The 21,609-nt window shown below is 68.0% G+C and carries 21 protein-coding genes and 5 pseudogenes; 12 read left to right on the forward strand and 14 right to left on the reverse strand.

The window, feature by feature from the left end; translation table 11 throughout:
* Window positions 1–39: 39 nt before the first annotated feature.
* Window positions 40–954: pseudogene (locus ACHMW8_RS23580) on the reverse strand (DUF3363 domain-containing protein); the annotation flags it as partial.
* Between the two features lie 178 nt (window positions 955–1,132).
* Window positions 1,133–1,369, reverse strand: a pseudogene (locus ACHMW8_RS23585) (relaxase/mobilization nuclease domain-containing protein); the annotation flags it as partial.
* Here ACHMW8_RS23585 and ACHMW8_RS23590 point away from each other — a divergent pair.
* The 5 genes and pseudogenes from ACHMW8_RS23590 (at window position 1,301) to tnpC (ending at window position 4,762) form a co-directional block, all read left to right on the forward strand.
* Window positions 1,301–1,735, forward strand: coding sequence for a hypothetical protein (locus ACHMW8_RS23590; RefSeq protein ID WP_395446084.1), 435 nt, complete (start codon window positions 1,301–1,303; stop codon window positions 1,733–1,735). The pseudogene ACHMW8_RS23585 and the gene ACHMW8_RS23590 overlap by 69 nt on opposite strands.
* Before the next feature lie 211 nt (window positions 1,736–1,946).
* Window positions 1,947–2,300 (forward strand): annotated as a pseudogene (gene tnpA / locus ACHMW8_RS23595) (IS66 family insertion sequence element accessory protein TnpA); the annotation flags it as partial.
* A 171-nt stretch (window positions 2,301–2,471) separates the two neighbouring features.
* Window positions 2,472–2,813, forward strand: a pseudogene (locus ACHMW8_RS23600) (transposase); the annotation flags it as partial.
* Complete coding sequence (gene tnpB, locus ACHMW8_RS23605; RefSeq protein WP_395443819.1) at window positions 2,810–3,163, forward strand: IS66 family insertion sequence element accessory protein TnpB; 354 nt, start codon at window positions 2,810–2,812, stop codon at window positions 3,161–3,163. The pseudogene ACHMW8_RS23600 and the gene tnpB, both read left to right, overlap by 4 nt.
* Before the next feature lie 72 nt (window positions 3,164–3,235).
* A pseudogene (tnpC, locus tag ACHMW8_RS23610) lies at window positions 3,236–4,762 on the forward strand (IS66 family transposase).
* A 101-nt stretch (window positions 4,763–4,863) separates the two neighbouring features.
* On the opposite strand, the gene ACHMW8_RS23615 reads toward tnpC, so the two are convergent.
* From ACHMW8_RS23615 to ACHMW8_RS23645, 7 genes are all read right to left on the reverse strand, one after another.
* Window positions 4,864–5,694 carry a lytic transglycosylase domain-containing protein gene (locus ACHMW8_RS23615; RefSeq protein WP_395443949.1) on the reverse strand — a complete coding sequence of 277 codons (831 nt, stop codon included), beginning with the start codon at window positions 5,692–5,694 and terminating at the stop codon, window positions 4,864–4,866.
* Window positions 5,691–6,209, reverse strand: a complete 519-nt coding sequence (locus ACHMW8_RS23620) for a S26 family signal peptidase (protein ID WP_395443950.1) — start codon at window positions 6,207–6,209, stop codon at window positions 5,691–5,693. Before ACHMW8_RS23620 ends, ACHMW8_RS23615 begins: the two co-directional genes overlap by 4 nt.
* Window positions 6,206–6,685 (reverse strand): DUF2840 domain-containing protein, encoded by a 480-nt coding sequence (locus ACHMW8_RS23625; protein WP_395443951.1) that lies wholly within the window; start codon window positions 6,683–6,685, stop codon window positions 6,206–6,208. The genes ACHMW8_RS23620 and ACHMW8_RS23625 overlap by 4 nt, the downstream gene beginning before the upstream one ends.
* A gap of 404 nt (window positions 6,686–7,089) precedes the next feature.
* On the reverse strand, window positions 7,090–7,269 hold the full coding sequence (locus ACHMW8_RS23630; protein ID WP_395443952.1) for a DUF2285 domain-containing protein: 180 nt from the start codon (window positions 7,267–7,269) through the stop codon (window positions 7,090–7,092).
* Window positions 7,199–7,573: a hypothetical protein gene (locus ACHMW8_RS23635; protein ID WP_395446085.1), complete on the reverse strand. Its 375-nt coding sequence runs from the start codon at window positions 7,571–7,573 to the stop codon at window positions 7,199–7,201. The genes ACHMW8_RS23630 and ACHMW8_RS23635 overlap by 71 nt, the downstream gene beginning before the upstream one ends.
* A 40-nt stretch (window positions 7,574–7,613) precedes the next feature.
* The gene (locus tag ACHMW8_RS23640; RefSeq protein ID WP_395443953.1) at window positions 7,614–7,838 is read right to left on the reverse strand and encodes a transcriptional regulator domain-containing protein; all 225 of its coding nucleotides are present in this window, start codon (window positions 7,836–7,838) and stop codon (window positions 7,614–7,616) included.
* Window positions 7,839–8,006: 168 nt separating this feature from the next.
* Entirely contained in the window at window positions 8,007–8,411 is a 405-nt protein-coding gene (locus tag ACHMW8_RS23645; RefSeq protein WP_395446043.1) for a helix-turn-helix domain-containing protein, read from the reverse strand.
* A gap of 89 nt (window positions 8,412–8,500) precedes the next feature.
* Here ACHMW8_RS23645 and ACHMW8_RS23650 point away from each other — a divergent pair, with 89 nt between their 5' ends.
* The 5 genes from ACHMW8_RS23650 to ACHMW8_RS23670 all read left to right on the forward strand — a co-directional run bounded on the left by ACHMW8_RS23650 (window position 8,501) and on the right by ACHMW8_RS23670 (window position 15,594).
* Window positions 8,501–9,004, forward strand: coding sequence for an RNA polymerase sigma factor (locus ACHMW8_RS23650; protein WP_395443954.1), 504 nt, complete (start codon window positions 8,501–8,503; stop codon window positions 9,002–9,004).
* A 13-nt stretch (window positions 9,005–9,017) separates the two neighbouring features.
* A complete protein-coding gene (locus ACHMW8_RS23655; RefSeq protein ID WP_395443955.1) occupies window positions 9,018–10,016 on the forward strand; it encodes a FecR family protein in 999 nt (332 codons plus the stop codon).
* A gap of 141 nt (window positions 10,017–10,157) precedes the next feature.
* The gene (locus tag ACHMW8_RS23660) at window positions 10,158–13,166 is read left to right on the forward strand and encodes a TonB-dependent receptor (RefSeq protein ID WP_395443956.1); all 3,009 of its coding nucleotides are present in this window, start codon (window positions 10,158–10,160) and stop codon (window positions 13,164–13,166) included.
* Window positions 13,167–13,205: 39 nt separating this feature from the next.
* Window positions 13,206–14,750: a hypothetical protein gene (locus ACHMW8_RS23665; RefSeq protein ID WP_395443957.1), complete on the forward strand. Its 1,545-nt coding sequence runs from the start codon at window positions 13,206–13,208 to the stop codon at window positions 14,748–14,750.
* Window positions 14,701–15,594 (forward strand): alpha/beta hydrolase family protein, encoded by an 894-nt coding sequence (locus tag ACHMW8_RS23670; RefSeq protein ID WP_395443958.1) that lies wholly within the window; start codon window positions 14,701–14,703, stop codon window positions 15,592–15,594. The genes ACHMW8_RS23665 and ACHMW8_RS23670 overlap by 50 nt, the downstream gene beginning before the upstream one ends.
* Here ACHMW8_RS23670 and ACHMW8_RS23675 read toward each other — a convergent pair.
* From ACHMW8_RS23675 to ACHMW8_RS23685, 3 genes are all read right to left on the reverse strand, one after another.
* A complete protein-coding gene (locus ACHMW8_RS23675) occupies window positions 15,591–17,417 on the reverse strand; it encodes an asparagine synthase-related protein (protein WP_395443959.1) in 1,827 nt (608 codons plus the stop codon). The genes ACHMW8_RS23670 and ACHMW8_RS23675 overlap by 4 nt on opposite strands.
* On the reverse strand, window positions 17,418–18,071 hold the full coding sequence (locus ACHMW8_RS23680) for a lasso peptide biosynthesis B2 protein (protein ID WP_395443960.1): 654 nt from the start codon (window positions 18,069–18,071) through the stop codon (window positions 17,418–17,420).
* A 482-nt stretch (window positions 18,072–18,553) separates the two neighbouring features.
* Window positions 18,554–19,111: a GntR family transcriptional regulator gene (locus tag ACHMW8_RS23685; RefSeq protein WP_395443961.1), complete on the reverse strand. Its 558-nt coding sequence runs from the start codon at window positions 19,109–19,111 to the stop codon at window positions 18,554–18,556.
* A gap of 323 nt (window positions 19,112–19,434) precedes the next feature.
* Between ACHMW8_RS23685 and ACHMW8_RS23690 the strand changes: the two genes are divergently transcribed.
* Window positions 19,435–19,965 (forward strand): helix-turn-helix domain-containing protein, encoded by a 531-nt coding sequence (locus tag ACHMW8_RS23690; protein ID WP_395443962.1) that lies wholly within the window; start codon window positions 19,435–19,437, stop codon window positions 19,963–19,965.
* Window positions 19,966–19,996: 31 nt separating this feature from the next.
* Here the strand turns inward: ACHMW8_RS23690 and ACHMW8_RS23695 are convergent, their stop codons facing one another.
* Window positions 19,997–20,332, reverse strand: a complete 336-nt coding sequence (locus tag ACHMW8_RS23695) for a DUF736 domain-containing protein (RefSeq protein WP_395443963.1) — start codon at window positions 20,330–20,332, stop codon at window positions 19,997–19,999.
* A gap of 372 nt (window positions 20,333–20,704) precedes the next feature.
* On the opposite strand from ACHMW8_RS23695, the gene ACHMW8_RS23700 reads away from it, so the two are divergent.
* Entirely contained in the window at window positions 20,705–21,070 is a 366-nt protein-coding gene (locus tag ACHMW8_RS23700; RefSeq protein WP_395443964.1) for a hypothetical protein, read from the forward strand.
* 93 nt (window positions 21,071–21,163) lie between these two features.
* Here the strand turns inward: ACHMW8_RS23700 and ACHMW8_RS23705 are convergent, their stop codons facing one another.
* Window positions 21,164–21,490: a DUF736 family protein gene (locus tag ACHMW8_RS23705; RefSeq protein WP_096054013.1), complete on the reverse strand. Its 327-nt coding sequence runs from the start codon at window positions 21,488–21,490 to the stop codon at window positions 21,164–21,166.
* Between the last annotated feature and the right edge of the window lie 119 nt (window positions 21,491–21,609).

Raw genomic sequence — 21,609 nt, forward strand, 5'->3', positions numbered from 1 at the left:
CAGCGACCAGTCCATGCCGCCGCTGGGCGACATCATTCCCCTCACCTCTCGTCCAAGCTGGGCGTCGAGCGACCGCGTCCACGGCACCAGCTGAAACCCCAGACCGTCCTCGATCATCGCGAAGCGGCCCGAGACCAGATCCAGCCGCCGGCTGTAGAGGCCGGCGACTATGTCGCCCTTCCCCGTCTCGACTAATGTCGCCCCCGTCTCTGCCCGGATGTTGGCCGCCACCCTCGCCAGCTCCCGGCTGCGCAAGGTCCCGATGAGATCGCGCGCCGGCGTCAACGTCCCGTTCTGCCGGCTGGCCAGGCCAAGCTTCTCCAGGTGCGCCCGCCGTTGACCGAGCGCGGCGCGCGCTTCCAGGCCGAAACCCGCCTGGGCGAGCACCTGCGGATCCCGTGCAACCATCTGCCGATCTAGCCAAGTCGCCCCCGATGCCTTGACCTGGCCAGCCAGATCCAGGTCCGATCGGTGGATCAACTCCAAGCGCGCGGAGCCATCGTCCAGCGCCCGCGATCGAACCTCCACCAGGCCGCCTATCGGGGTGTCGCCCGTCTGGATCAGGTCGCCGAGCCGGAAGTGGTGGATCCGGCCATCGACCGCATCAACGACCACATAGGCCTGGCCGGTCAGTTCGTCGTGAAGGCCCCGGTCGGCTAGTTTCCCGACCACAGGCGCGGCGAGCTCACGGCCCTCGATGACAATGGCGTTTGGATCGCGATCTTGTCCTCGCATCGTGGCGTGCAGCGTCTTGATGATGTCGCCGCGGATACCCAGTGCGCGCAATTGCGTCTCCAGATCTTCCGGCAACCGCCACTGGCCCGGCGAATGGGCCTCGGCCAACCCGAGCCGTTCGAGATGCTGGACGCGTCCGACCAAGCGAAGGTCGCCCGCTTTTCGGGCGTTCGGCGTCGGGCCGCAGATCAACGACGCCCGCTTCCCCCGCCAGATCACGAAGCCGTCGGTCGAGTTGGGTCCAGCGATCGGCGGTCATCTCGCGATTGAGACTGGCGGCGATCTCCGCTTCCGTCCTGGGTCCAAGCTCCAGCGACACCAGGGCTTCCGCCAATTCCCGAAAGCCATGCTTCATGAACTCGGGATTGATGACCAGGTCGCGTCCGTCATCGGCGACGCCACGGACCAGGACATGGACGTGAGGGTGATCGGTGTTCCAGTGATCGACAGCGATCCAGTCCAGGCGCGTGCCCAGCTCCCGCTCGGCGCGCTCCATCAGTTGGCGGGTGGTGGCCCGCAGGTCCTCCAGTCGGGCCGCGTCCTCGGGTGAGACGATGAAGCGGAAATGATGGCGATCCTCCTCGCACCGCTTGGCGAACGCGTCATGATCGGCGATGCCGTCGCGATCGAACATCTCAGCCCGCTCGCCATCGCGCGTGGCGCCCTGCCGACGCAGGTAGCTCAGGTGCATCTTCATCGGCGCCGCGCGATAGCGCGCGCCCCGGTGCTGGACGATGCGGGCCTTGATGATCACGCGCCGGGACGCCAGGCGCCCCCGCGCTCCAGCGCCGCGGCCGAACCGCCCGGCGCGGCCGCGCGCGCCATGGTCCAGCGTTCCAAGACCCGAACGACGGGCGGCGGTCAGGACCTCGCCGACGAAGCCTCGAACGTTGCCTCCAGCTCCGGCGCCCCGATCGCGGGGCCGGCCGATCCGGAGGCGAAAATCGTTTTCCCGCTTCATGAGGCCGCTCTGACCCAAAGGTCCCGGTCAAACCTCTGATGAATCTGAACAATCTGTCCGGACAGGAACCTGCGCCCTTGGCCAGGTTCCTGCAAATCCTCAACACCATCAATGACATGGGACCCAAAGGTCCCTGTCCTTTTATCTGGCCCTAGGACTAAGCCTGCCGTTTGCGTTCGGTTGTTGCACTCTTGTTCTCCTTCCATGAGGCGAACCATGTCGGGCTCCTGATTATCGAGGGAGGTCGGCCGTGGCGTCGAAGCGTTACCAAAACCGAGGACTGAAAACCTACTGGGCGGTCCACATCGAGGCGTGGCGGCTGAGCGGTCTGTCGCGCGCGGCATACTGCGGCGAACACCAGCTCAAGCCGGCCGTCTTCGGCAACTGGCTGAAGAAGATCGGTGACGCCGACGCCTTGCAGCACAAGCCTTTGAGCAAGCGAAAGCCTCCGCCGCGACGCTCCACCAGCGAGGTCCGTAACAGGGCCGTGCAGGCGTTCTGGGCCATGCACGTCGAGGCCCACCTGTGGAGCGGGCTGACCGCTGCGGAGTACGCCAGCGCCCATCGCCTGACGCCCTCGTCGCTGCGTCAGTGGCGCCAACGCCTGGACGAAGATCCCCTTGGGATCGATTGGAGAGAGCTCGTTCATCCCAGCGCCCGCCCGTATGTGGGCCCCAGACGAAGCACTAGTGCTAAGGCCCCGGCGCTGGAATCCGGCTTGACGGGCGCGACCAGAACCCTCTGCGACGATGACGGCCGAAGCAGTCGCCGGACGTTCAGCGACGAGCAAAGGCGCGCCATCGTCGCCGAGACGCAGCTTCCCGGCGCCACGGTCAGCGCGGTGGCCAGGAACCACGGCGTGGTCACCAGCATGGTGTTCCGGTGGCGCGCGCAGATGGGGCTTGGCCAGGACGAGCGCGCCCGGCTGGCTCGCGTTCGGCTGGTTGGCGATGGCCTGAAAGCGGCGGGCCAGGCACTCACGGCGGGCATTCCCTTGCCCATCCCCGAGGGCACGGTGGCCGTCGATCTTGGCGACGGACGCAGGGTCTTCGCGCCGCCTGGGAGCGATCCAGACGAGGTTCGGCGGTACGTGGCGCAGCGGGAGGCGGCCCGATGATGATCATCCCATCCGGCGTGAAGGTGCATCTGGCGCTGGGCCACACCGACATGCGCAAAGGCTTCAATGGCCTGTCGATGCTGGTGCAGGAAGTGCTGAAGGAGGACCCGTTCTCGGGCCATCTGTTCGCCTTCCGAGGACGAAAGGCCGACACCATCAAGCTGCTCTATTGGGATGGAACGGGCCTGTGCCTGTTCACCAAGCGGCTGCAACGCGGGCGCTTCATCTGGCCGCACATCACCACGCCGGGAGGTTCCGTGGTGCTCTCGCCCGCGCAACTCGCCATGCTGATCGAAGGCATCGACTGGCGCTTCCCAGAGCGCACCTGGCGGCCCGCCATCGCCGGCTGAAATAGCGTCAAAACCCCCGCCGGATAAGGGGAAAATGCTTGGTCGCGGACTCCGAAAATAGTAGAATTGGGCATGCGGCTGGATCTCGAAAACCTGCCTACCGACACGGCCTTGCTGCACCAGCTGGTGCGCGAAATGGCCGGCTTCGTCGGTGAGCGGGACGGCGAGATCGAGCGGCTCAAAGCCATCATCAAGCAGCTCCAGCGCGCCCAATTTGGACGCCGCTCCGAGCGCCTGGACGCTGATCAACTGGCGCTGGCCCTGGAGGATGTCGAGACCGATCTGGCCGCCGCCGAAGCGCGCCGGCCCGACATCCTGCCGGCGCCCGCGAAGGCTCAGCCCAAGCGCAAATCGCTCCCCGACCATCTGCCGCGCGAAGACCGGTTGATCGACATCGACAGCCCGGTCTGCGCCTGCGGCGGCGCCCTGCACAGCATCGGCGAGAGCGTCAGCGAGATGCTGGACTGGGTCCCGGCGCAGATGCGGGTGATCCGGATCGTGCGCCCCAAGTACGCCTGCCGGGCCTGCGCGACGGTCGTCCAGGCGCCGGCGCCGGAGCGGCCGATCGACGGCGGCCTGGCCACGCCGGCGCTGCTGGCCCAGGTGCTGGTCAGCAAGTATTGCGACCACACCCCGCTCTATCGCCAGTCCAAGATCTTCGCTCGGCACGGCGTGGATCTGGAGCGCTCGACGCTGGCCGGCTGGGTCGGCGGGGCCTGCTGGTGGCTTGAAGCCCTGCACGAAAAGCTGTCGGCCAACCTGTTCGCCAGCAGCCATCTGTTCGCCGACGACACGCCGATCCCGGTGCTCGATCCTGGCCGGGGCCGGACCAAGACCGGGCGGCTTTGGGCCTACACGCGTGATGATCGACCCTGGGCGGACCCGAGCCGCCGGGCACGGTCTATGTCTATGCGCCGGACCGGAAGGGCGAGCGCCCGGCCGCCCATCTGGGCCGCTTCAAGGGCGTTCTCCAGGTCGATGGCTATGCCGGCTTCGAGGCGTTGACGGCGTCCGGCGACGTCAAGCTGGCGGCCTGTTGGGCGCATGCCCGGCGCAAGTTCTATGAGATCGCCGAGTCCACCAAGGCGCCCGTGGGCGTCGAGGCGTTGCGCCGGATCGGCGAGCTTTACGCCATCGAAGCCCAGGTGCGCGGTCAGTCGGCGGCGCTTCGGCGGGCGGCGCGTCAGGAGTTTTCCCGTCCGCTGGTGGACGCCTTGCGCACCTGGTTCGAACGTCAGCTGGCTCGCGTGCCGCCACGCGGCGCGCTGGCCGAGGCCATCCGCTACGCCCTGGGCCGGTGGGACGCGCTCAGCTTGTTCCTCAGCGATGGGCGTATCGATCTGGACAACAACCCCGTCGAGCGCGCGATCCGCCCCATCGCCCTGGGCCGCAAGAACCACCTGTTCGCCGGTTCGGACGGCGGCGGCGACCGCTGGGCCGTGGTCGGTTCGCTGATCGAGACCGCCAAGATGAACGGCGTCGAGCCCTTCGCCTATCTGCGCGATGTGCTGGAGCGCATGGTCGATGGGCACCCCGTCAACCGCCTCGAACGAGCTGCTGCCCTGGGCCTGGAAGAGCGGAAATCACGTCAACACCTGACGGACGTGCAGCGGCCGGACGCATACAGCCTGCCCCAGCACCCTTCCAGCCCCTCTTTTCAACGCCCACGCCTGCGTCAACTTCCCGCCAGCCGCGCATGATCATGGCCACAGACCCATGTGCGGAGATTGCTCACCGCCCTGCCCCGGCAGCCCCTCGTCCAAATGACCGGACCGAACGAAGAGGCTCGCGCCGCGCGGGTCCATCGCACTAGCAGGCCGATGCGTGCTGGACTGTCCGAGCAGCAAGAGCGCCACCCGCTGGACATAAATTCTGGTCTCCAGCGGCAAGGGCTGCGCGCCAGTCAGGTGGTCGGTGTAGCGCTGGGGGCCAGCATTGTAGGCGGCCAGGAAGCCCGGCGATCCAAACCGGTCATACATGCGGCGCAGGTAGGCTGCGCCAGCCAAAACATTGGCCCGAACATCGTAGGGGTCGTTTCCGAGGCCAAGTTCCAGCGTCAGTTCACGCCACGTCGCCGGCATCAGTTGCAGCAGGCCCATCGCGCCCTTGGGCGATACCGCGTCGGCTCGACCGCCGCTTTCCTGGCGCATCACCGCGTAGATCCAGGCTTCGGGCAGCCCAAAACGCAACGCCGCCTCCGACACGGCCTGCGCGATCGGAGAGCCGAACTCGGCCTGGAGCCCAGTGGGAGCGGCTGCCTGTCGCGCGGAGGCGGATGCGCCTGAGGCCAAGATGCTGAAGGCCGCAATCAAGGCTGCGGACGCGCGCAAAGCGCGCGGGGTTTTCCCTGTCGTCTCGGTCGCAACAACCGTGCGGCCGGGCTTGTCGGCGTCAAGGGCAAGGCGCGAGACGCGCCGGCCTGCCGGCCGCCCTTGACCCCGCCCGCGCCCGGCCGCTGACATGATCTTGACCGGGACGAGGAAAGGACCGGCAAACCGACCGAACAAGGAAAGGATGGAGGGCCGCCTCATCTCCGCGCCTCCCACGTCCACAGCGGGCGCGCCCGACCGACGATCCCAACGAGCGGAAGAGGCCCGAAGTAGCGGCTGTCGAGGCTATCGGGCTGCGCATTGACGAGCATGATCTCGCCGGCGACAAGACGGCGGCATCCCTGGAATGGGGTCAGCGCCCTGCCCCGCCGATCACTCGGCCGCGCGCGCGCCACCAGCTCGCCGTCGATCGACAGGACGCCGCCCCGTCCGCAGACGTCCTGCCCAGGGAGCGCGGCCACCTGTTTGAGCAGCGGCACGTTCAGGGGGAGATAGCGACGGATCGCCAACCATCGCGCCAGGTCCGGCGGCGGCTTGATGGCCACCCACTCGCCGACCACGAGCGCTCCAGGACGCAGGAGATAGAAGCCCAAGGGGGCGCTGGCAGTAGTGTTGAACAACAGGCGGGGCGCGAAGCGATCGCCTCCTCCCATGCCGATCAACAGACATCCGGTGGCGGCGACCGCGATGAGAGGAAGCTTTCGGTCGGCGCTCATGACAGGAACATCCGCCGCAGCAGCCAGGCGCGATGACGATGTCGCGAATAGACCCGCGGCGGCAGGCCGACACCCACGCGCGCGCCCACATGGCGCCAATAGTCTGGCGCCGCGAGGTCCGGCCGGACGCCGACCCGCTCCACGCCATCAATGGCTTCGAGCACGCTCTGGACCCTGGTCCAGCCCGCCACGTCGAGCAGAATTTCCGCGCCCGGCGACACCTCTGGATAGGTGGTGAACGGCGCTCCCGGCGCGACGGCCTGCAGGATGGCGATGCGGGAATCGACCGTACCGTAGTCCCCGGCTCTCCACCGCACGAAGGCGAAGATCGCGCCGGGCGCGAACATCACCGCGCGCCGCCGACGATCATGGACCTGCTCGTCGATCGGCCGGCCAAACCGGATCCAGCGCTCGATCCGCTCCTTGAGGAAGACCAGTTCCACGCGGGTGACGTTGGTTGTCGGACGCTCAGTCATCGCCGTGGCGCCGCGCGTAGGCCGGCGCAAGGGCGGCGTGCTGCTTGGCCGGCGGCGTCACCACGGCGGCCTGGTCGCTGGTCGAGCGCCGCTCGCCACGGCGCGACCACGCCTCCAGATCGGCGAGTGTGTAGACGATCCGTCCGCCGTTCTTGCGGTAGACCGGACCGGTGCCATAGCAGCGATGCTTGGCCAGCGTCCGCTCCGAGATGCGGAGGTGTTTTGGCCGCCTCGGGCGCCACCAACAGGCGCTGGGCGGCCGAAAGCTCGTTCGGCGACATGCTCTTGATCCTCACGGAACCGCCGGCAAGCCCCGGACATCGGGCGGCGGTCGAGGAAAAGCCTGGCGCCCGATCGGCAGGATCAGGGATGGCGAAGGCGGCGCCGGGTTGTCTTCGCCACCCTCAGAAGCCCGCTCGCAGCAATTTCAAATAGCCGCCCGCCATGAGGGCCTTGCCGCGTCTTACGAGACGGATGGTGACGTCGCGCCGGGGCGAGGCCTTGAAGTCGTCCTCAGCGCCGCTGTCCTCGCCGAATAGACCGGTAGCGATCTGGCGGTAGCTTTTGCGCCCGAAGTGACGCATCGAGCGCGAAGAGTGTGCGGGCCAGACGCGCGCGCTGCTCGATTGAGAAGCGAGATCTCGGCGGCGTGTCCGTCGTTTCCGCGCGGCGCAAGGCATCGACCGCGCGAACACGCAGGTTGAAATCGCTGTCGTACGACAGGACGACCACCAGCGGACCGGTGGGCGTCGCATCGCCGCGAAGTTGGACTTGCAGGCCGCTCGGCAATCGAAGGTAACGCCCGTCCTCGGCGGCAACGGGACCATCGACGCTGTCAGGCAACGCCTTCGCTCGGCCGAATGATCGCTCTTCCATCGGCACGACCAAGGCAGGCGCGACGTCGGCGCGCCAAACGACACGCGCCTCTTCAGAGGGAAGTCCGGGGTCGGCTGGCGCGGCGAGGCCCCAGCGACGATCCAGAAGTCGCCGCGCCGTGTCTTAGGGTCCTGAAATGCTCTTGATACGTCTGATTTCGGCGCAAGAACTCCCAGCACATGCTGGGCACGGTCAGAGAAAGAAGCGCGCGCCAACCACCGTCGCGACCACCGCCCGACGGCCAATCCGAGCCCGACGTGGCTTTCGGTGTGGCCATGCCACATTGGCGGCAGAGGGGTTTTGACGGCGCATCAAAAAGGTGGAGTTTGCCATCTCGCTGACGCTCAATGTGCGAGCGAGCAAGGACCTTGGCGCAACGATTTTGGAGCAGTCCGGCGACGAAGAACCTGAGGACGCCCGAATTGTTGCGCAGAAATGCGTGGCGCTATTTCCGCATCTTCAAGGCGATGGCGATCAGATCGCGAACATTTTGAAGCTCGCCGTCTGTCAACGGCGAAAGCAAACTGATGATATCTACGAGCGGATCTTCCCGCCCTTCACGGGCCGCGAAATCGCCAAGCTCGAACAAATCCCGCACTTCAACGCCGAGCGCATCTGCCAGAAGCGACAGACTTTCAAACTCGGGCGCAGACTTACCGTTCTCGATGCGGCTCAGTTGAACGTTGGTCCGACCGATACGGTCGGCCACCTCCTGCTGCGATAAGCCGGAGCGCACACGATGGTGGCGAACTAACGCGCCAACCTGCTCTTGTAACGTGGCCATACGCCCCAACCGCACCCCGTCGAAAACTACGAGGCAATGGTGAGCGAAGGTCACTCCAGCGCACATATCTCTGAATGTTATCAACGAAGCAGTTTTGCCTTTCAATGTTAAATTAGATGAGAGATTCTGTGGGGCAATCTCTAGTGGATCGTCCAATGGATGGCTTCTTCCCCCCTGCGCCCGCGCGCGCCACTCTCGCGGTGGCCGTCGATGCGCTGTTCCGGCGCTATGACACGTGGTTCCGCCGCACGCTTCGCAAGCGCTATGGCGACATGGCTGACGACCTGGCCCACGAGGCCTATCTGCGCACCGCCGCTCACGAGGCCGAGGGCAAGGTCCGCCACCCGAAAGCCTTCCTGCTCAACGTCGCCAACAATCTGGCGACCGACCAGTTTCGCCGGCAGAAGCGCGAGTCCGATCACATCGCCTACAGCAGCGCCCTGACCTTCTCGTCCACGGTCGCGCCGCAAGAGTATCAGTTGATCCTCAAGCAGATCGTGCTGGCCCTACCGCCAGAGTTGCGCGATGTTTTCGTGTTGAGCCACATCAACGGCCTGACGCATCGGGAGAGCGCGTTGCAGCTGGGACTCACCGAGCGCACTGTAAAGGAACGGATGCGCCGAGCCACACTTCGGGTGGCGGCGGCCATGCGGGACTAGGGCGGCGCTCGTCATGATCAAAGACCGTAAGAGTTCCGCGCGCACGACGCGCGAAGCGGCGGACTGGCTGGACCGCTTGGACACGCCTCCGCACGAGACCGAGGAGCTGGAAGCGTTCTCAACTTGGCGGGCGGATCCCGAAAATCGCGCCGAGTACGAACGGCTGGAAGACATCAAGCGCGCCATGGCGACGATGCGGGACGACCCCGACATGCGCCAGGCCGCGGCCGAGGCGCTTCAGCGCGGCGCCACACGCCGCAAACGCTATTCTCCCCTGGCGCGACGTCCACGGTGGCTGGTTGGCGGACTGGCGGCTGCTTGCCTGGTCGCGACGCTCGGCGTTTTGGCCCTACGCATGCCGACCTACTCGACGCGCGTGGGCGAGACGTTCAGCGCCACGCTCGAAGACGGGTCACGCGTCCAGCTAAACACCGACAGCGCCGTGCGCGTTCGTTATTCGGCCGGCCAGCGCCGCATCGAACTCCTGCGCGGTCAAGCCCTCTTCCAGGTCGCGCACAACGCTCAGCGGCCCTTCATCGTCTCGGCCGGCGACACCCAGGTGCGCGCCTTGGGCACACGTTTCGATGTCAGGAAGATCGGCCAGGATGTCCGGGTCGTGCTCGTGCAAGGCAGTGTCGAGGTCTCCGACCCCGCCGTGCGGCCAGCACCCTGGCGGCTGAAGGCTGGCCAATCCTTGGCCTTGCCGCGCGCGGCCACCGAAGCGGTGGCGCCGACCGCTGTCGACACCCCCTCCGCCACAAGTTGGACGACGGGGAACCTCACCTTCCAGGGCGTACCCCTGTCGGAGGCGGTCGCCGAACTGAACCGCTACAGCCGCGACAAGATCATCCTGGCGCCGGGCGTCCCGGCCGACCGGCTGGTCACCGGCGTCTTCCCGGCCGGCGACCATGGAGACTTCATCGCCGCGGTCTCGTCGATTTTCGATCTAAAGAGCGTCCAGAAGTCGAACGGCGATCTGGAATTGCAACCTCAAGGACCCACATCCGGCTGACGTCATAAATTTTTCACGAGGACGCTGTCCTGCGACGTCATCTCGGTCGTCTCACCCGCGATCCATCGACGGGGCCACGGCGCATCATCTCGAGCGCGCCCGCCGATGGCGGGGGGAATTTGAGAGATGAAGCCTGCCTTCGTGAGTTTGTTTAGCGGCGCCTGCGTGGCCGTTCTGGTGGCGGCGGCCGCGCCGTCCAGCGCCCTGGCCGCCGATCCGGTGGTCTCTGTAGCCTTACCCGCCGGGCCGGTTCAAAAGTCGCTCGTGGCGTTGGCGACCCAGGCCGACGTCAAGATCCTGTTCGAGACCGAGCTCGTCGCTGGTCTGAACGCTCCAGCCCTGCAGGGCCGGTTCACCGCGCGGGAAGCGGCTGAGCGGCTGGTTTCAGGCAGCCGGATCTCCGTGCAACAGGTTCGGCCCGGCGTGCTGGTGTTGCGCCCGCTTCGCGTCGGTCTTGGCGCCGACGATGGCGGCCAGGAGACGACGTCGTCGGCGCTGACCATCGCGGACGGCGGTCAGAACGAAGCGACCCTGGTCGAGGAAGTGGTCGTCGGCTCTCACATTCGCGGCGTCAAGGACAGCGCCTCGCCCGTCGTTCTGATGAGCCGCGACGAAATCGACCGCGCGGGTTACGCCAGCGTCGCCGACGCCCTGACCGACCTGCCCCAGGCCTTTGGCGGGACCTATAGCGAAGACAGCAGCTCGACGGGAGCCGACACCATCGGCGCCAACGCGGGCCGGGGAACCGGGGTCAATCTTCGGGGCCTGGGCGCGAACGCCACCCTGGTTCTGGTCGATGGCCGGCGCATGGCCGGCGCTGGGTCTCGCGGGGATTTCGCCGACGTGTCGGCGATCCCGATGATCGCGCTGGAGCGCGTCGAGATCCTGCTGGACGGCGCCTCGGCCCTCTATGGCTCGGATGCTGTCGGCGGCGTGGTCAATGTGCGCCTGCGCAAGGATCTGGACGGCGGCGAGTTTCGCGCGTCGGGCGGTGTCGCCACCGAGGGCGGCTACAGCCGCTACCAGTTCGGACAGGCGCTGGGCAAACGCTGGTCGACCGGCCACGTCATGGCGGCTTACGAGTACTACCATCACAGCGAGCTGACCGCCCTGGATAGGCCCTATGTCGGCTACGCCGACCTTCGCCCGCTCGGCGGGACCGACCGCCGTCGCAACACCTATAGCCAGCCGGGCAACATCCTACGGCTCAATGCGGCGGGGAGTTACGTGCCCGCCTACGCCATTCTGGCTGGGCAGGATGGGGTCGGCTTGAAGCCCAGCGACTTTGTCGCCGGCTCGATGAACTTCGAAAACCAGCGCGCCAGCTTCTGGGTTCTGCCCAAACAGTCGCGCCACAGCCTCATTGCCGCGATCAGTCAGGACCTCGGTGACGCCGTCACCTTGTCGGCCGACGCGCGGATCGGACGACGCGACTATACGAGCGTCAGTTCCGCGCCCCTCACCAACCTGACCGTCACCAAGGCCAATCCGTACTACGTTTCGCCCACCGGCCTGGCGTCCGAGCGGATCGCCTATTCGTTCATGAACGAGGCCGGCGGCCTGGTGATCGACGGCCACACCGAGAGCCTGGCCCTCAGCCTCGGGGCTGATGTCCGTCTTCCCGACGGCTGGGCCGGCAACGTCTACGGGGCCTATGCCCAGGAGCTGTCCTTCGCGCCGCAGAGCAACCTGCTGAACACGACCTTCCTCAACGAGGCGGCGGCATTGGCGGCCGACAGTCCGCTGACCAGCTTCAGCGCGGCGCGGGACGGCTATTTCAATCCCTTTCGCGGGACCGGGTCGAACCCCAAGGCGGTGCTCGACTTCATCCTCTCGGGTCGCGACGTGACCAAGCAGCGCGGGGAAACCAACTCGGTCAACCTGGCGCTGGACGGGCCGCTTCTTGACTTGCCCGGCGGCCCGTTGCGGCTGGCGCTCGGCGGCCAGGCCCGGCGCGAGGGTCTGCGGACCGGCGGCTGGACCTGGACCAGCGGCTATGCGCCCACGGCGCGGGCGTCGCGGATTTATCACCGCACCGTCACCAGCGCCTACGCCGAGCTCAACGCCCCGTTCGTCAGCGCCGTCAACGCCCGGCCCGGCCTGCAACGCCTTGAGCTGTCGCTCGCCGGTCGCTTCGAGCACTACGACGACGCCGGCTCCACGGCCAACCCGAAGGTTGGAGTCATCTGGGGACCAACGAAGGACCTCAACGTCAAACTCAGCTGGGGAACATCGTTTCGCGGACCCTCGCTGCCCGAACTGGCCGCCCCCTACAACATCTCGCCGACCCTCATCCCCTACAATGGCGGCAACGTCCCGGTGCTGTTCTATAGTGGCGGAAATCCTGACCTGAAGCCGGAGACCGCCAGGTCTTGGGCCACCACGCTCGACTTCACCCCGCATCAGGTTCCCGGTCTCAAGCTGTCGGGCACCTTGTATGAGACGCGGTTCAAGAACCGGATCGCCTCGCCCGCGCTCGACAACATCGTCAACGCCCTGACCTCGACGGAACTGACGCCGTTCGTCAGCTTCGTGAACCCGGCGGCCAATGCGGCTGACCTGGCGCGGGTCACCGCCCTGGTCAACGACCCCCACGGCGTCCAGACCACATTCTACGACATCTCGACCTACCGGGCGATCATCGAGGCGCGCCCGGTCAACACCGGCAGCCTGATGGTGCGCGGCCTGGATTTCCAGGGCTCGTACGCGACGACCCTGCTGGGCGACCCGCTGTCGTTCGACGGGTCGCTCTCCTGGTTGATGCACTACAAGCGCAGGGTGACGCCGACCTCAACGGTGGTCGAGCTTGCGGGCATGGCCGGCTATCCGGCGGATCTTCGGGTCCGCGCCTCGGCCAACTGGACCCACGGTGTCCTGGGCGTCACCGCAGGCCTGAACTATCTGGGCGACACCCACGCGGTCGAAACGGGGCGTCAGATCAAGCCGTGGACGACGGCGGACTTGCAGGTGCGGCTGTCGCCCAAGACCGGGGTGCTCGGCCGGGCCGGGATCAACTGGTCCCTGTCTGTGCAGAACGTGTTCGACGCCGATCCGCCCTTCTACGACAACCCGCTGGCCATCGGCTACGACCCGACCAACGCCGATCCGATCGGCCGCACGGTGTCGCTCCAGCTGACCAAGGCCTGGTAGCCCAGGCCTCTCCTTCCCTTTCGAAAATTGGAGTTCCCCATGCGACGCTTCGCGGCGCTGGCGGTCGGCTGCGTGCTGTCCGTCCCCCTTCCCTCGGCCGCTCGCCCTTTCACCGTGTCGGACTTGCTCGCCCAAGAGCGCTTCGGCTCGGTGCAGATCGACAGCCAGCAGCGTTGGCTCATCGTGCAAAAGTTCGCGCGATGGGACAGCGCCCGGCGCTACGATATGGACGCCGACACCATCCTCGGCCTTAGCCGCGTGCATGTCTTCGACCTCGCCAACAAGGGCGCGGAGCGATCCCTCGACTTCGGCGACGCGACGGCGGGCTATGTCCCCGCCAGCCTGTCGCCGAATGGCGAGAAGCTGGCGGTTTACAGGATCGCCGGTCATGAGGTCGATGTGGGCGTGGTGACGCTCAAGTCCGGGCAGGTCACCTGGCTTGGGGTCACACCACGCCTTCCCATGGTCGGCCGCACCCTGGCCTGGCGAGACGATCGGCGGCTGATCGTCGCCACGCGGCGACCTGAAGCCCTCGACAGCTTCTTCGGCTACGGCTGGCTTGCGCAATCGCGGCTCCCGCCGATGTGGGAGACCGCCGCCAAAGGGGGCGCGGCGGTCTCCGCCTTCGGCAGCGGCCGTTGGCTGGGGCTGCGCGCCAAGGGACCGGTCGGCGCGTTGCTCAGCATCGACCTGGAGAGCGGGCGGCGGACGGTCCTCGCCGATGAGACCGTGATCGACCTGGAGGTTTCGCCTCAGGGCGCGAGCGTGGCGGCCTTGGCCGAGGGCGAGGACCTGGCGCCCCGCCAGGAACTGGCGCGGGCGGACGAGAGCGTTCGCCGCAGGCGCCTGGTCGTCGTCGATCTTGAGACGGGCGCCAAACACGCCCCCTTGCCCGACGGCGATGTCATTACGCGCCTGCTGTCCTGGGCGCCGTCCGGCGATCACCTCCTGGTCTTCGCCCGCACGGCCAACACGCCCTGGCGGGAGGGGCGATACTATCAGGTCGCCCCCGATGGCCGCGCCGAGGCGCTCGCGCCGCCCGGCCTCACGCCCGCCATGGACGGCACGCGGTTCAAGGGCGCCTTGGCGCGCGGGACCTGGTTGGGGGATGCCCCCGTGGTCCGGCTGGTCTCGGGCCAGCGGGACGACTGGTGGCGCATCACAAAGACCGGCCCGGTCAACGTAACCAAGGACCTTCCAGGCTCTGCCCAACTGCTGGCGGCAGACGGGCGCACGCTGCTGATGCAGGCGGACGGCCGGCTCTGGCGGGTCGGCGCGCACAGCGCGCGGCGGCTCCCCAAGACCGCTCAGCCGCGCATCATCCGGGCCACAGATGCAGGCGATCGCAGCCCCTATGCCACGCCGCGGCTCCAGGCCGCCGTGCTGGTCGATGGCGGCGGTGCGAGCCTTACGACCTTGGCGGGCGAGCGGTTCGGCGCCGCTCCGCCCCGGAGAGACTCTCGTCGCCCTGGCTCCACGGCGCGGCCTGCGGGTTACGGTGGCGCGCGACGACCATGGGGTCGAGGCCGTCGAGATGGAGGCCCGCGACGGCGGGCGGCAGGCGGTTCTCACCGCCAATGCTAGCCTGGCCGCGATCGATTTCGCGGTCGCCCAGCCCGTCACATACAAGGGGATCGACGGTGAAACCCTCACCAGCTGGCTCTACATGCCCCCCGGCGCGAGCACGCAGCACAAGGCCCCGCTCGTCGTGCTGCCCTATCCGGGTCAGCCGCTCGACGCCCCGCCGGCCGGGCAAACGCCGCCCGCCTCGACTTTCACCCCCAACGCCCAAATCCTAGCGGGCCAGGGCTATGCGGTGCTGGTCCCGGCCCTGCCCTATCGCCAGGCGAAGGACCCGGTCGATGGCCTGGCCGACCAGATCCTGGCGGCCGTGGACGCGGCGGCCGGCGCGGCGCCGATCGACGTCGATCGGTTGGCCCTCTATGGGCACAGCTACGGCGGTTACGCGGTCGTGGTGGCGGCAACCCAGAGCCCGCGCTTCAAGGCGATCATTTCCGCGTCGGCGACGACGGACCTGATCAGCGCCTATGGCCGCCAGCCTCCGGCGATCTACGCAGCGCCCGATTTTGGGCCGACGATCGGCGGGGCGGTGTCGTGGCTGGAGACGGGGCAGACCCGAATGGGCGGTCCGCCGTGGTCCGATCCCGAACGCTACCTGCGCAACAGCCCCCTGCTCCACGCCGACCGCATCGTCGCGCCGGTCCTAATGATCTATGGCGACCTCGACAATGACGTCGGCCAACCAGAGGCGTTGTTCGCGGCGCTCTTTCGCCAGAACAAGGACGCGGTCCTGGCGATCTATCGCGGCGAGACGCACGTGCAGCTTTCTCCCGGCAACATCCGGGACATGCACGCGCGGGTGTCGTCGTTCCTGCGCGATACGATCGGCCCGGGCCTGGCGCCCTAGACGGCGGCCAGCACCTCGGCCTGGGCGTCGGACAGGATGTCCTCCCATCGCCGCACCCAGGCTTCGAGCGCCATGGCGACGAAGAGGTCGGGCGTGGCGTCGCGCCAGATCAGGTGGTCGGCGTCGAGCGTGGCGTCGATCACCTCGCGGTTCAGCAGACCTCGCTGGGCAAGGCGGCCGTCTCCCAGATAGGCCTTCAGGAACGGGGCGCTGGCGGCCAGGCTGCGCGAGAAGAACACCGACAGGTCGCCCTTGCCCCGCCGCTGCTGGATCGATGCCGGCAGCCGCCCTTCGAACGCCCGCCGCGCGAACGGCCGATCGGTGTCCCCGACGGCCAGGAGCGTGGCGGGCGTCAGCAGGCAGGTTTCGACGACGGGTTGGGCCATCAGGGGATCGAGGATGTCGGCGACCCGATGGCGCTCGCTCTCGCCAAAGGCGGTGAGCGAGTTGACGATGGCGCGAAGCTGGATGCGCTTGGCCGGACTGACGTCTTGCAAGTCGTCGAGCCACGGGTGCCACACAACCGGCATGTCGGCCACGCCCGGCGCCAAGAGGGGCGAGGCCGGCGGCGAGAGGAGGCCCCGCCTCTGTCGCTCGCGGGCCTCCTTGATCAAGCGCCACACGGTGGTCCCGCGCCGGGCGGCGAGGCTGGCCAAACCCTTCAGGCGCGGCGAGGCGCTGGGTCTCGCGCCGATGAGATCGAGCGCCAGTTCCGGGGCGGGCATTTGGTAGAAGACCGCGTCCCCGCCGCGTCCCGTGAACAGCGCGGCGGCCTGCCCCGGCGTGGCGGCGGCGGCCAGTCGGACGGCGAGGTCGGCGTCATGGTCCGGATCGCCGGCCAGGAAGTTGGGACGCGGACCGCCCGCCGCGCGCGCGAGCTTGGCGGCGTCCAGGATCAGCAGGTCACGGTCGACGATGGTCAGCGGCGCCCCCAGGGTGTCCGCTGCAGCCTGGGCGAAGACCCGCTCGTCGGCCTCGACCTGAGGCCAGCTATGATTGAGGGCATAGACGACGCCTGCCCCGGAGCGCTTGAGACTGGCGGCGACGATCGCCGAGTCCAGTCCGCCGGAGATCTCGCAGAGGATCTGCTGGCGGCCCTGGGCGTAGGCGGCCGTGACGCCGTCGATAACCTGGGCCAGGGTGGCCGGATCTCGCCAGCGACGGCGCGGCTTGCCGCGCCCTGCCTGGGCTGCGAACCAGGCCGGCGCCCAGAGCTTCTCGCCGCGCAAGACGCCATCCGCATCCGCGCGCCAGGGGTCGAGCAACACGCCCGGCTCGATGGACGAGACACCCACCAGCGGCGACAGATGGTGGGCCAGGATCTTGTGGCGAAGGATCTTGGCGATCGCCGACCAGTCAATGGCCAAGTCCGTGGGCCAGAGCGTCCGATCGCGCGGTAGGCGTGAGCCGACAAAGCCAAGACCGTCACGCGTCCAAGCCAGGGCCTCCTGGGTTCCCATGGGATCACGCAGGACCTGGACGCGCGGCCCCTCGGTGAAGACGGCCAGGTAGCGGCCAAACCCCGCCGACACCAGATGGCCAGCGGCCTGGCGGGGTGAAAGCCCGGCCAGGGATTGTGCGCGAAAGTCCGCGCCCACGCCATCGCGCGCCGCGCGCGCGTCGTACACGTCGCCGATCAGGGCCCCGGCCACGACGGGAAGATGGCGATAGGCCGGGGGCTCGGCGCTCTCCAACAGGACGCACAGGCGATGGCGCTCGGCCACCGCCCGCCAGTCTCCGCTCGCCACCAGGCGATCGCGCATCGCCAGCCGATCTTGGTCGTCCGTATCGCCAAGGGTCGCGATGACCAGGAAGTCGCGCATCTAGATCGCCATGATCGGGACGAAGGCCCGGACGTGTTCGAGATGGTCGTCCAGCACGACATCGCCCGACTGAAGCCAGCAATGGGCCTTGAAGGGCCAGGTGCGCACCCCAAACACCCAGGCGGGCGCGTGGCCCAGGGCGCGCAAATAGAGCAGCAGCTGCAGGCTGCGCATCAGGCAAACCCCGCTATGGGGCAGCCAGGGCGCGAGCCGCGCGAACCGCGCCGCGTCCGCCTCCAGCCGCGTGGCGCGCGCCGGCCGATCGGCGCTGGCCGGGTCGGCTGGGACGTGGGCGGCCATGGCCAGGATCTCGGCGAAGGTCAGGTCGGCGACGGCGCGCGCGGCGCGCGCGTTGGCGCTCAGCGCCTTGATCGCTCGTCCCGGCGTCGCCCCGCTTGCGCTGATCGACAGGCTGCGCATCGCAGGCGGCGGAACGGCTCGCGCCCGCGCGCCGCCGACGGTCGACAACAGGCCGGCCTCGACCAGGGGCGCAGCAGCCTTGGGCTCGTCCGCCATCACCACGCCGTCGGCGCGGACGGCCAGCAGCTCGCCCGCCCCCGCCAGGCAGAAATAGACGTCGGCGACCGTGTCGAGAAAGACGACGTCGGCGTCGATCGCCACGGCATGCACGTGATCGGGAAGAAAGTGCTTCATCGCGCTGGAACTCCGAGGAGCCAGCGACGATCGGGCGTCGCTGGCCTTGCTCGATCAGCCGGCGAAGTAGCGCTGGGTGACATCCTGCGGCTCGGGCGTGTCGCCCATGTCCGAACCCAGTGTGAGCGTCTTGGCCGAGCCAATGCGGAGGAGACGAGGCATGTTGAAAGGTCCCGTGCGGGCGCGACGCCGCGACGCGAGCGACGAGGCGTGGCGCGCTGAAGGTTGAAGGATGAGAGGAGGAGGGCCGGCGCCCCGAGGGGCGCCGGCCGGGACGCCCTACAGGTCGTAGCGGATGCTGACGTCCTGGGCTTCGGGATATTGCTCCCCGTTGCCGGCGAGGGTCAGGGTCTTGGCCGAGCCGAAGCGGATCAGCCGGATGGTGGAGCGGGTCATGAAGACCTCCTTAGGCTGGTGACAGCCGCAAGTTGCGGCAACCCAATTGCGCGCCCCGCAGGTCGTATATTCAAATCTATATTTGATCAGCCGACGCCGAGGGCGCGGCGTAGGATGTCCCCTGCCCGCCGAGCGCGCCGGCGGTAGTATCGGCGCGCCATGGCCCCCAGGGTTCGAGCCGGTTGGCGCTCGGCGATCGCCCGCTCCAGCGCCATGCGATCGTCCTGGCCCAGGACCTCTCGCTCGGCTGCGCCAAACGGCGCCAGTTGCGCCTCGACGCGCGCGTATTCCTCGCGCGTAACGCTTCCACCGCCCCGCAAAGCCTCGTCCAAGGTCGGCGGCGGCTGGTCAGGCTCAAGGACGAGGGTTGAGAGCACCGCTTCCGCGAGCAGACCGGCCAGACCGTAGAGCGCGGCAAGATCGCCCCGATCCCAGGTGAGCGTCGCATAGCCGGACGAGGTCCTGATCACGAGGCCTTCCCCGGCCAACCGAGCCAGGGCCTCGCGCACCGGGGTCGAACTGACGCCAAGCTCGGCGGCCAGGGCGTTGACCGGCAGCGCCGCCCCTTGCGGGAGAATGCTCTGGGAAACGCGCTGGCGCAGCGCCTCCAAGGCGCGGTCAAACGGATCACGATCTCGGCCCATGCGGTCTCTCCGGCAAAGCCGAGAGTCTTCGGCCTGCCGTGCGCCGCGTCGATGTCTGGAGAGGATCGGACCGTCGGCGTGCGTCAATCCCTGTGGATAGTCGAATCGACCGGCAACACTTCGGGACGCAGCTCCCTGATCGTTGCGCACGATTTCCCGGATCGTTGCACATCACGCCGCAAAGCTGGCGCGGGCTTTTCGATCGCAAGACTTGCAGGTGCAATCTGTCCGACCGCAGATCAAGCGATGCGCGCAAAACGGTTGCGAGCGCTACCGTTTGCGAGGTTACTGTACCTGTAGTTGTTCTCGGTCCGGAGCGTATCATGGCCGCCTCCCCCAAAGCGCCTTTGGCGCGTCAGGCGAGACTGCTGTCCCAGATCGTCAAGGCCATCCGCAAGGAGCGGAACATGACCGGAGCGCAGGTCGCCGTCGGCATGGGCGTGTCGCTGCGGACCTACCAGGACTTCGAAGCGGGCCGCCGCGCGTTCGATTTCAACAAGGTCCGCCTGTTCGCCAAGGCCACCCGGTCGGACGCGGTCGCCATCCTGCTGGCCATCTATTTCAACTGGCCGGACCTGGCCTTGCTGCTGATCGACAACAAGATGGCGACCGCGTTCTTCATCGTGATGCGCGACCTCTTCACCGAGGTCGGGCCGCGCCTGTCGCGGGTGCCGGCGGGCCTGTTGGTGACGGGCTTCCGGTTCATTCGCGACGAGGTGCTCAAGCTCTTCGCGCGACAGGACGCCTCGGCGGAAGACTATATCGAGCGCGCCATCAACGAGACATACGAGGCGCCGGACGATCCCGGCGACGATGCGCCCGATGACGATGACGGCAAGGCGCGCGGTCGCTAGCCGATCCGGCGCGCGACCGCATCCTTGGGCTCTATTCCGGCGGTGGAGGTGTCGCCGGCTTGTCGGGGTTCTCGCTCTTGCGGATCCAGGTCATCGGCAGGACGCCGTTCTCGGCGGCCATCAGCCGGACATTGGCCGGCTCAGGCCAGGTGGGATCGTCCAGCTTGACGTTCAAAAGCGCGCCGCTGGCGTCGCTGGCCCTCCAGGCGGCCCCAACCTCGTTCTCTCCGACCAGGGCGATGTAATCTGGCCCCTTGGCGGAGACCCGCGTCGCCGGCGCCAGCCGCAGGGTGACGTCCAGCGCCAGGGTCGCGATGCGCCCGGTGAACCCGTCGCCCTCGCGGCGGAAATGACCAATGACCGACATGATGATGCTCCGGCCCGCCGTGCCAGGGGGAAGCGCCAGGAACGGCGGCCCGGGCGACGGCGGGGGGAGACCGTCGGGCCGGGCCGCCGCGACCGGCCGCGCCCGGGGGGACGAGACGCTTGGCCGGTCTGGCCTGCGCGGACCTTTTCAACGACGCCTGGCGGGCGGTGGGGGCGTCTGTCCGGATCGCGCCAAACCGTTGTGGATCAAGGCGTTGAGGCCCTCAATCCACAGGGAAACACGATCGATCAGAGAGACCCTGTGGGGAAGAATCGGCGCCCTGCCCTAGGCTCGGCGCCGAACGGATTCGACTCGCGGCGCAAGTTCGTTCTATTTTTGTTCTTATTCCTCAGGCGCCTTGGGAGACGCGGCATGACGACGGACGACAGCGTGGTGATCGGCGGCGTCCAGTTCATGAGCCTCTACCACCATGATGGCCGCTTCGTGCGCGGCGGCGGCCTGTTCGCCTTCGCCCGCCGCGATCCTGACGGCGGGCGCACGATCTTCTGCCTGGACCTGGCCCAGGACATCAGCCGCCAGGCCGGCTGCGGCCACGCCGCCTGGGCGCACGCGGTTTCCAACGGGATGAATGAATTGCTGGTCCACCTGGCCGGATCGCAGCAGACGCCCGGCGAGGTCGAGCCGGGCGCGACCTGGCCGCCGATCCGCTACGCCTTGCTTGAGGAGAGCGAGGCGCTCGCCGAGCCGGCCGCGCCCGCCGCCGGCCACGCGGCCTGATCGATCCGGTCGGCCTCCGGTTTGGGGCCTGGCCTTGCCCTTTCCCCGACGCGCCAAAGCCCCCGCGCCTTGCGGCGCGGGGGCGGCGAACCCTTAGTCCTCGGGGTTCCAGATCAGGGCGAAGACGTCGTCGTCGTCCTGGCCGGCGGCCCGGCCCAGCGTCACCTTGATGGCGCGCGGGCCAAGGTCGGGGTGGGCCAGGGTCAGGCCGATATATTCGCGGCCCGAGATCTGGCCGACGTTGAGCCAACCGGCCCCCAGGTCCACGCCGTTCGAATAGACGCGGTAGTCGGGATGGGCGGCCGAGGGCTTGTCCGGCGCCGGCACGATCTCGATGTCGGCGCGGAAGCGGGTGGTGCGCAGCTCGCCCTTGAAGGCGCCGGTTTCGGCGCCGCGAGTGACGTTGCCCAGAGAAGCCATGATGGTGTTCCTTGTCCTGTGATCCGTCGGGGCCGATCCCCGGCGACAGGCGCCCCGTGATGGGCGAGCCGCGCCGCCCCCAACCCGGCAGGGCCGCAGCGCCAGCGAAGGACCCGAGC

It is taken from the genome of Caulobacter sp. UC70_42, assembly GCF_044056025.1.
Lineage (GTDB): Bacteria > Pseudomonadota > Alphaproteobacteria > Caulobacterales > Caulobacteraceae > Caulobacter.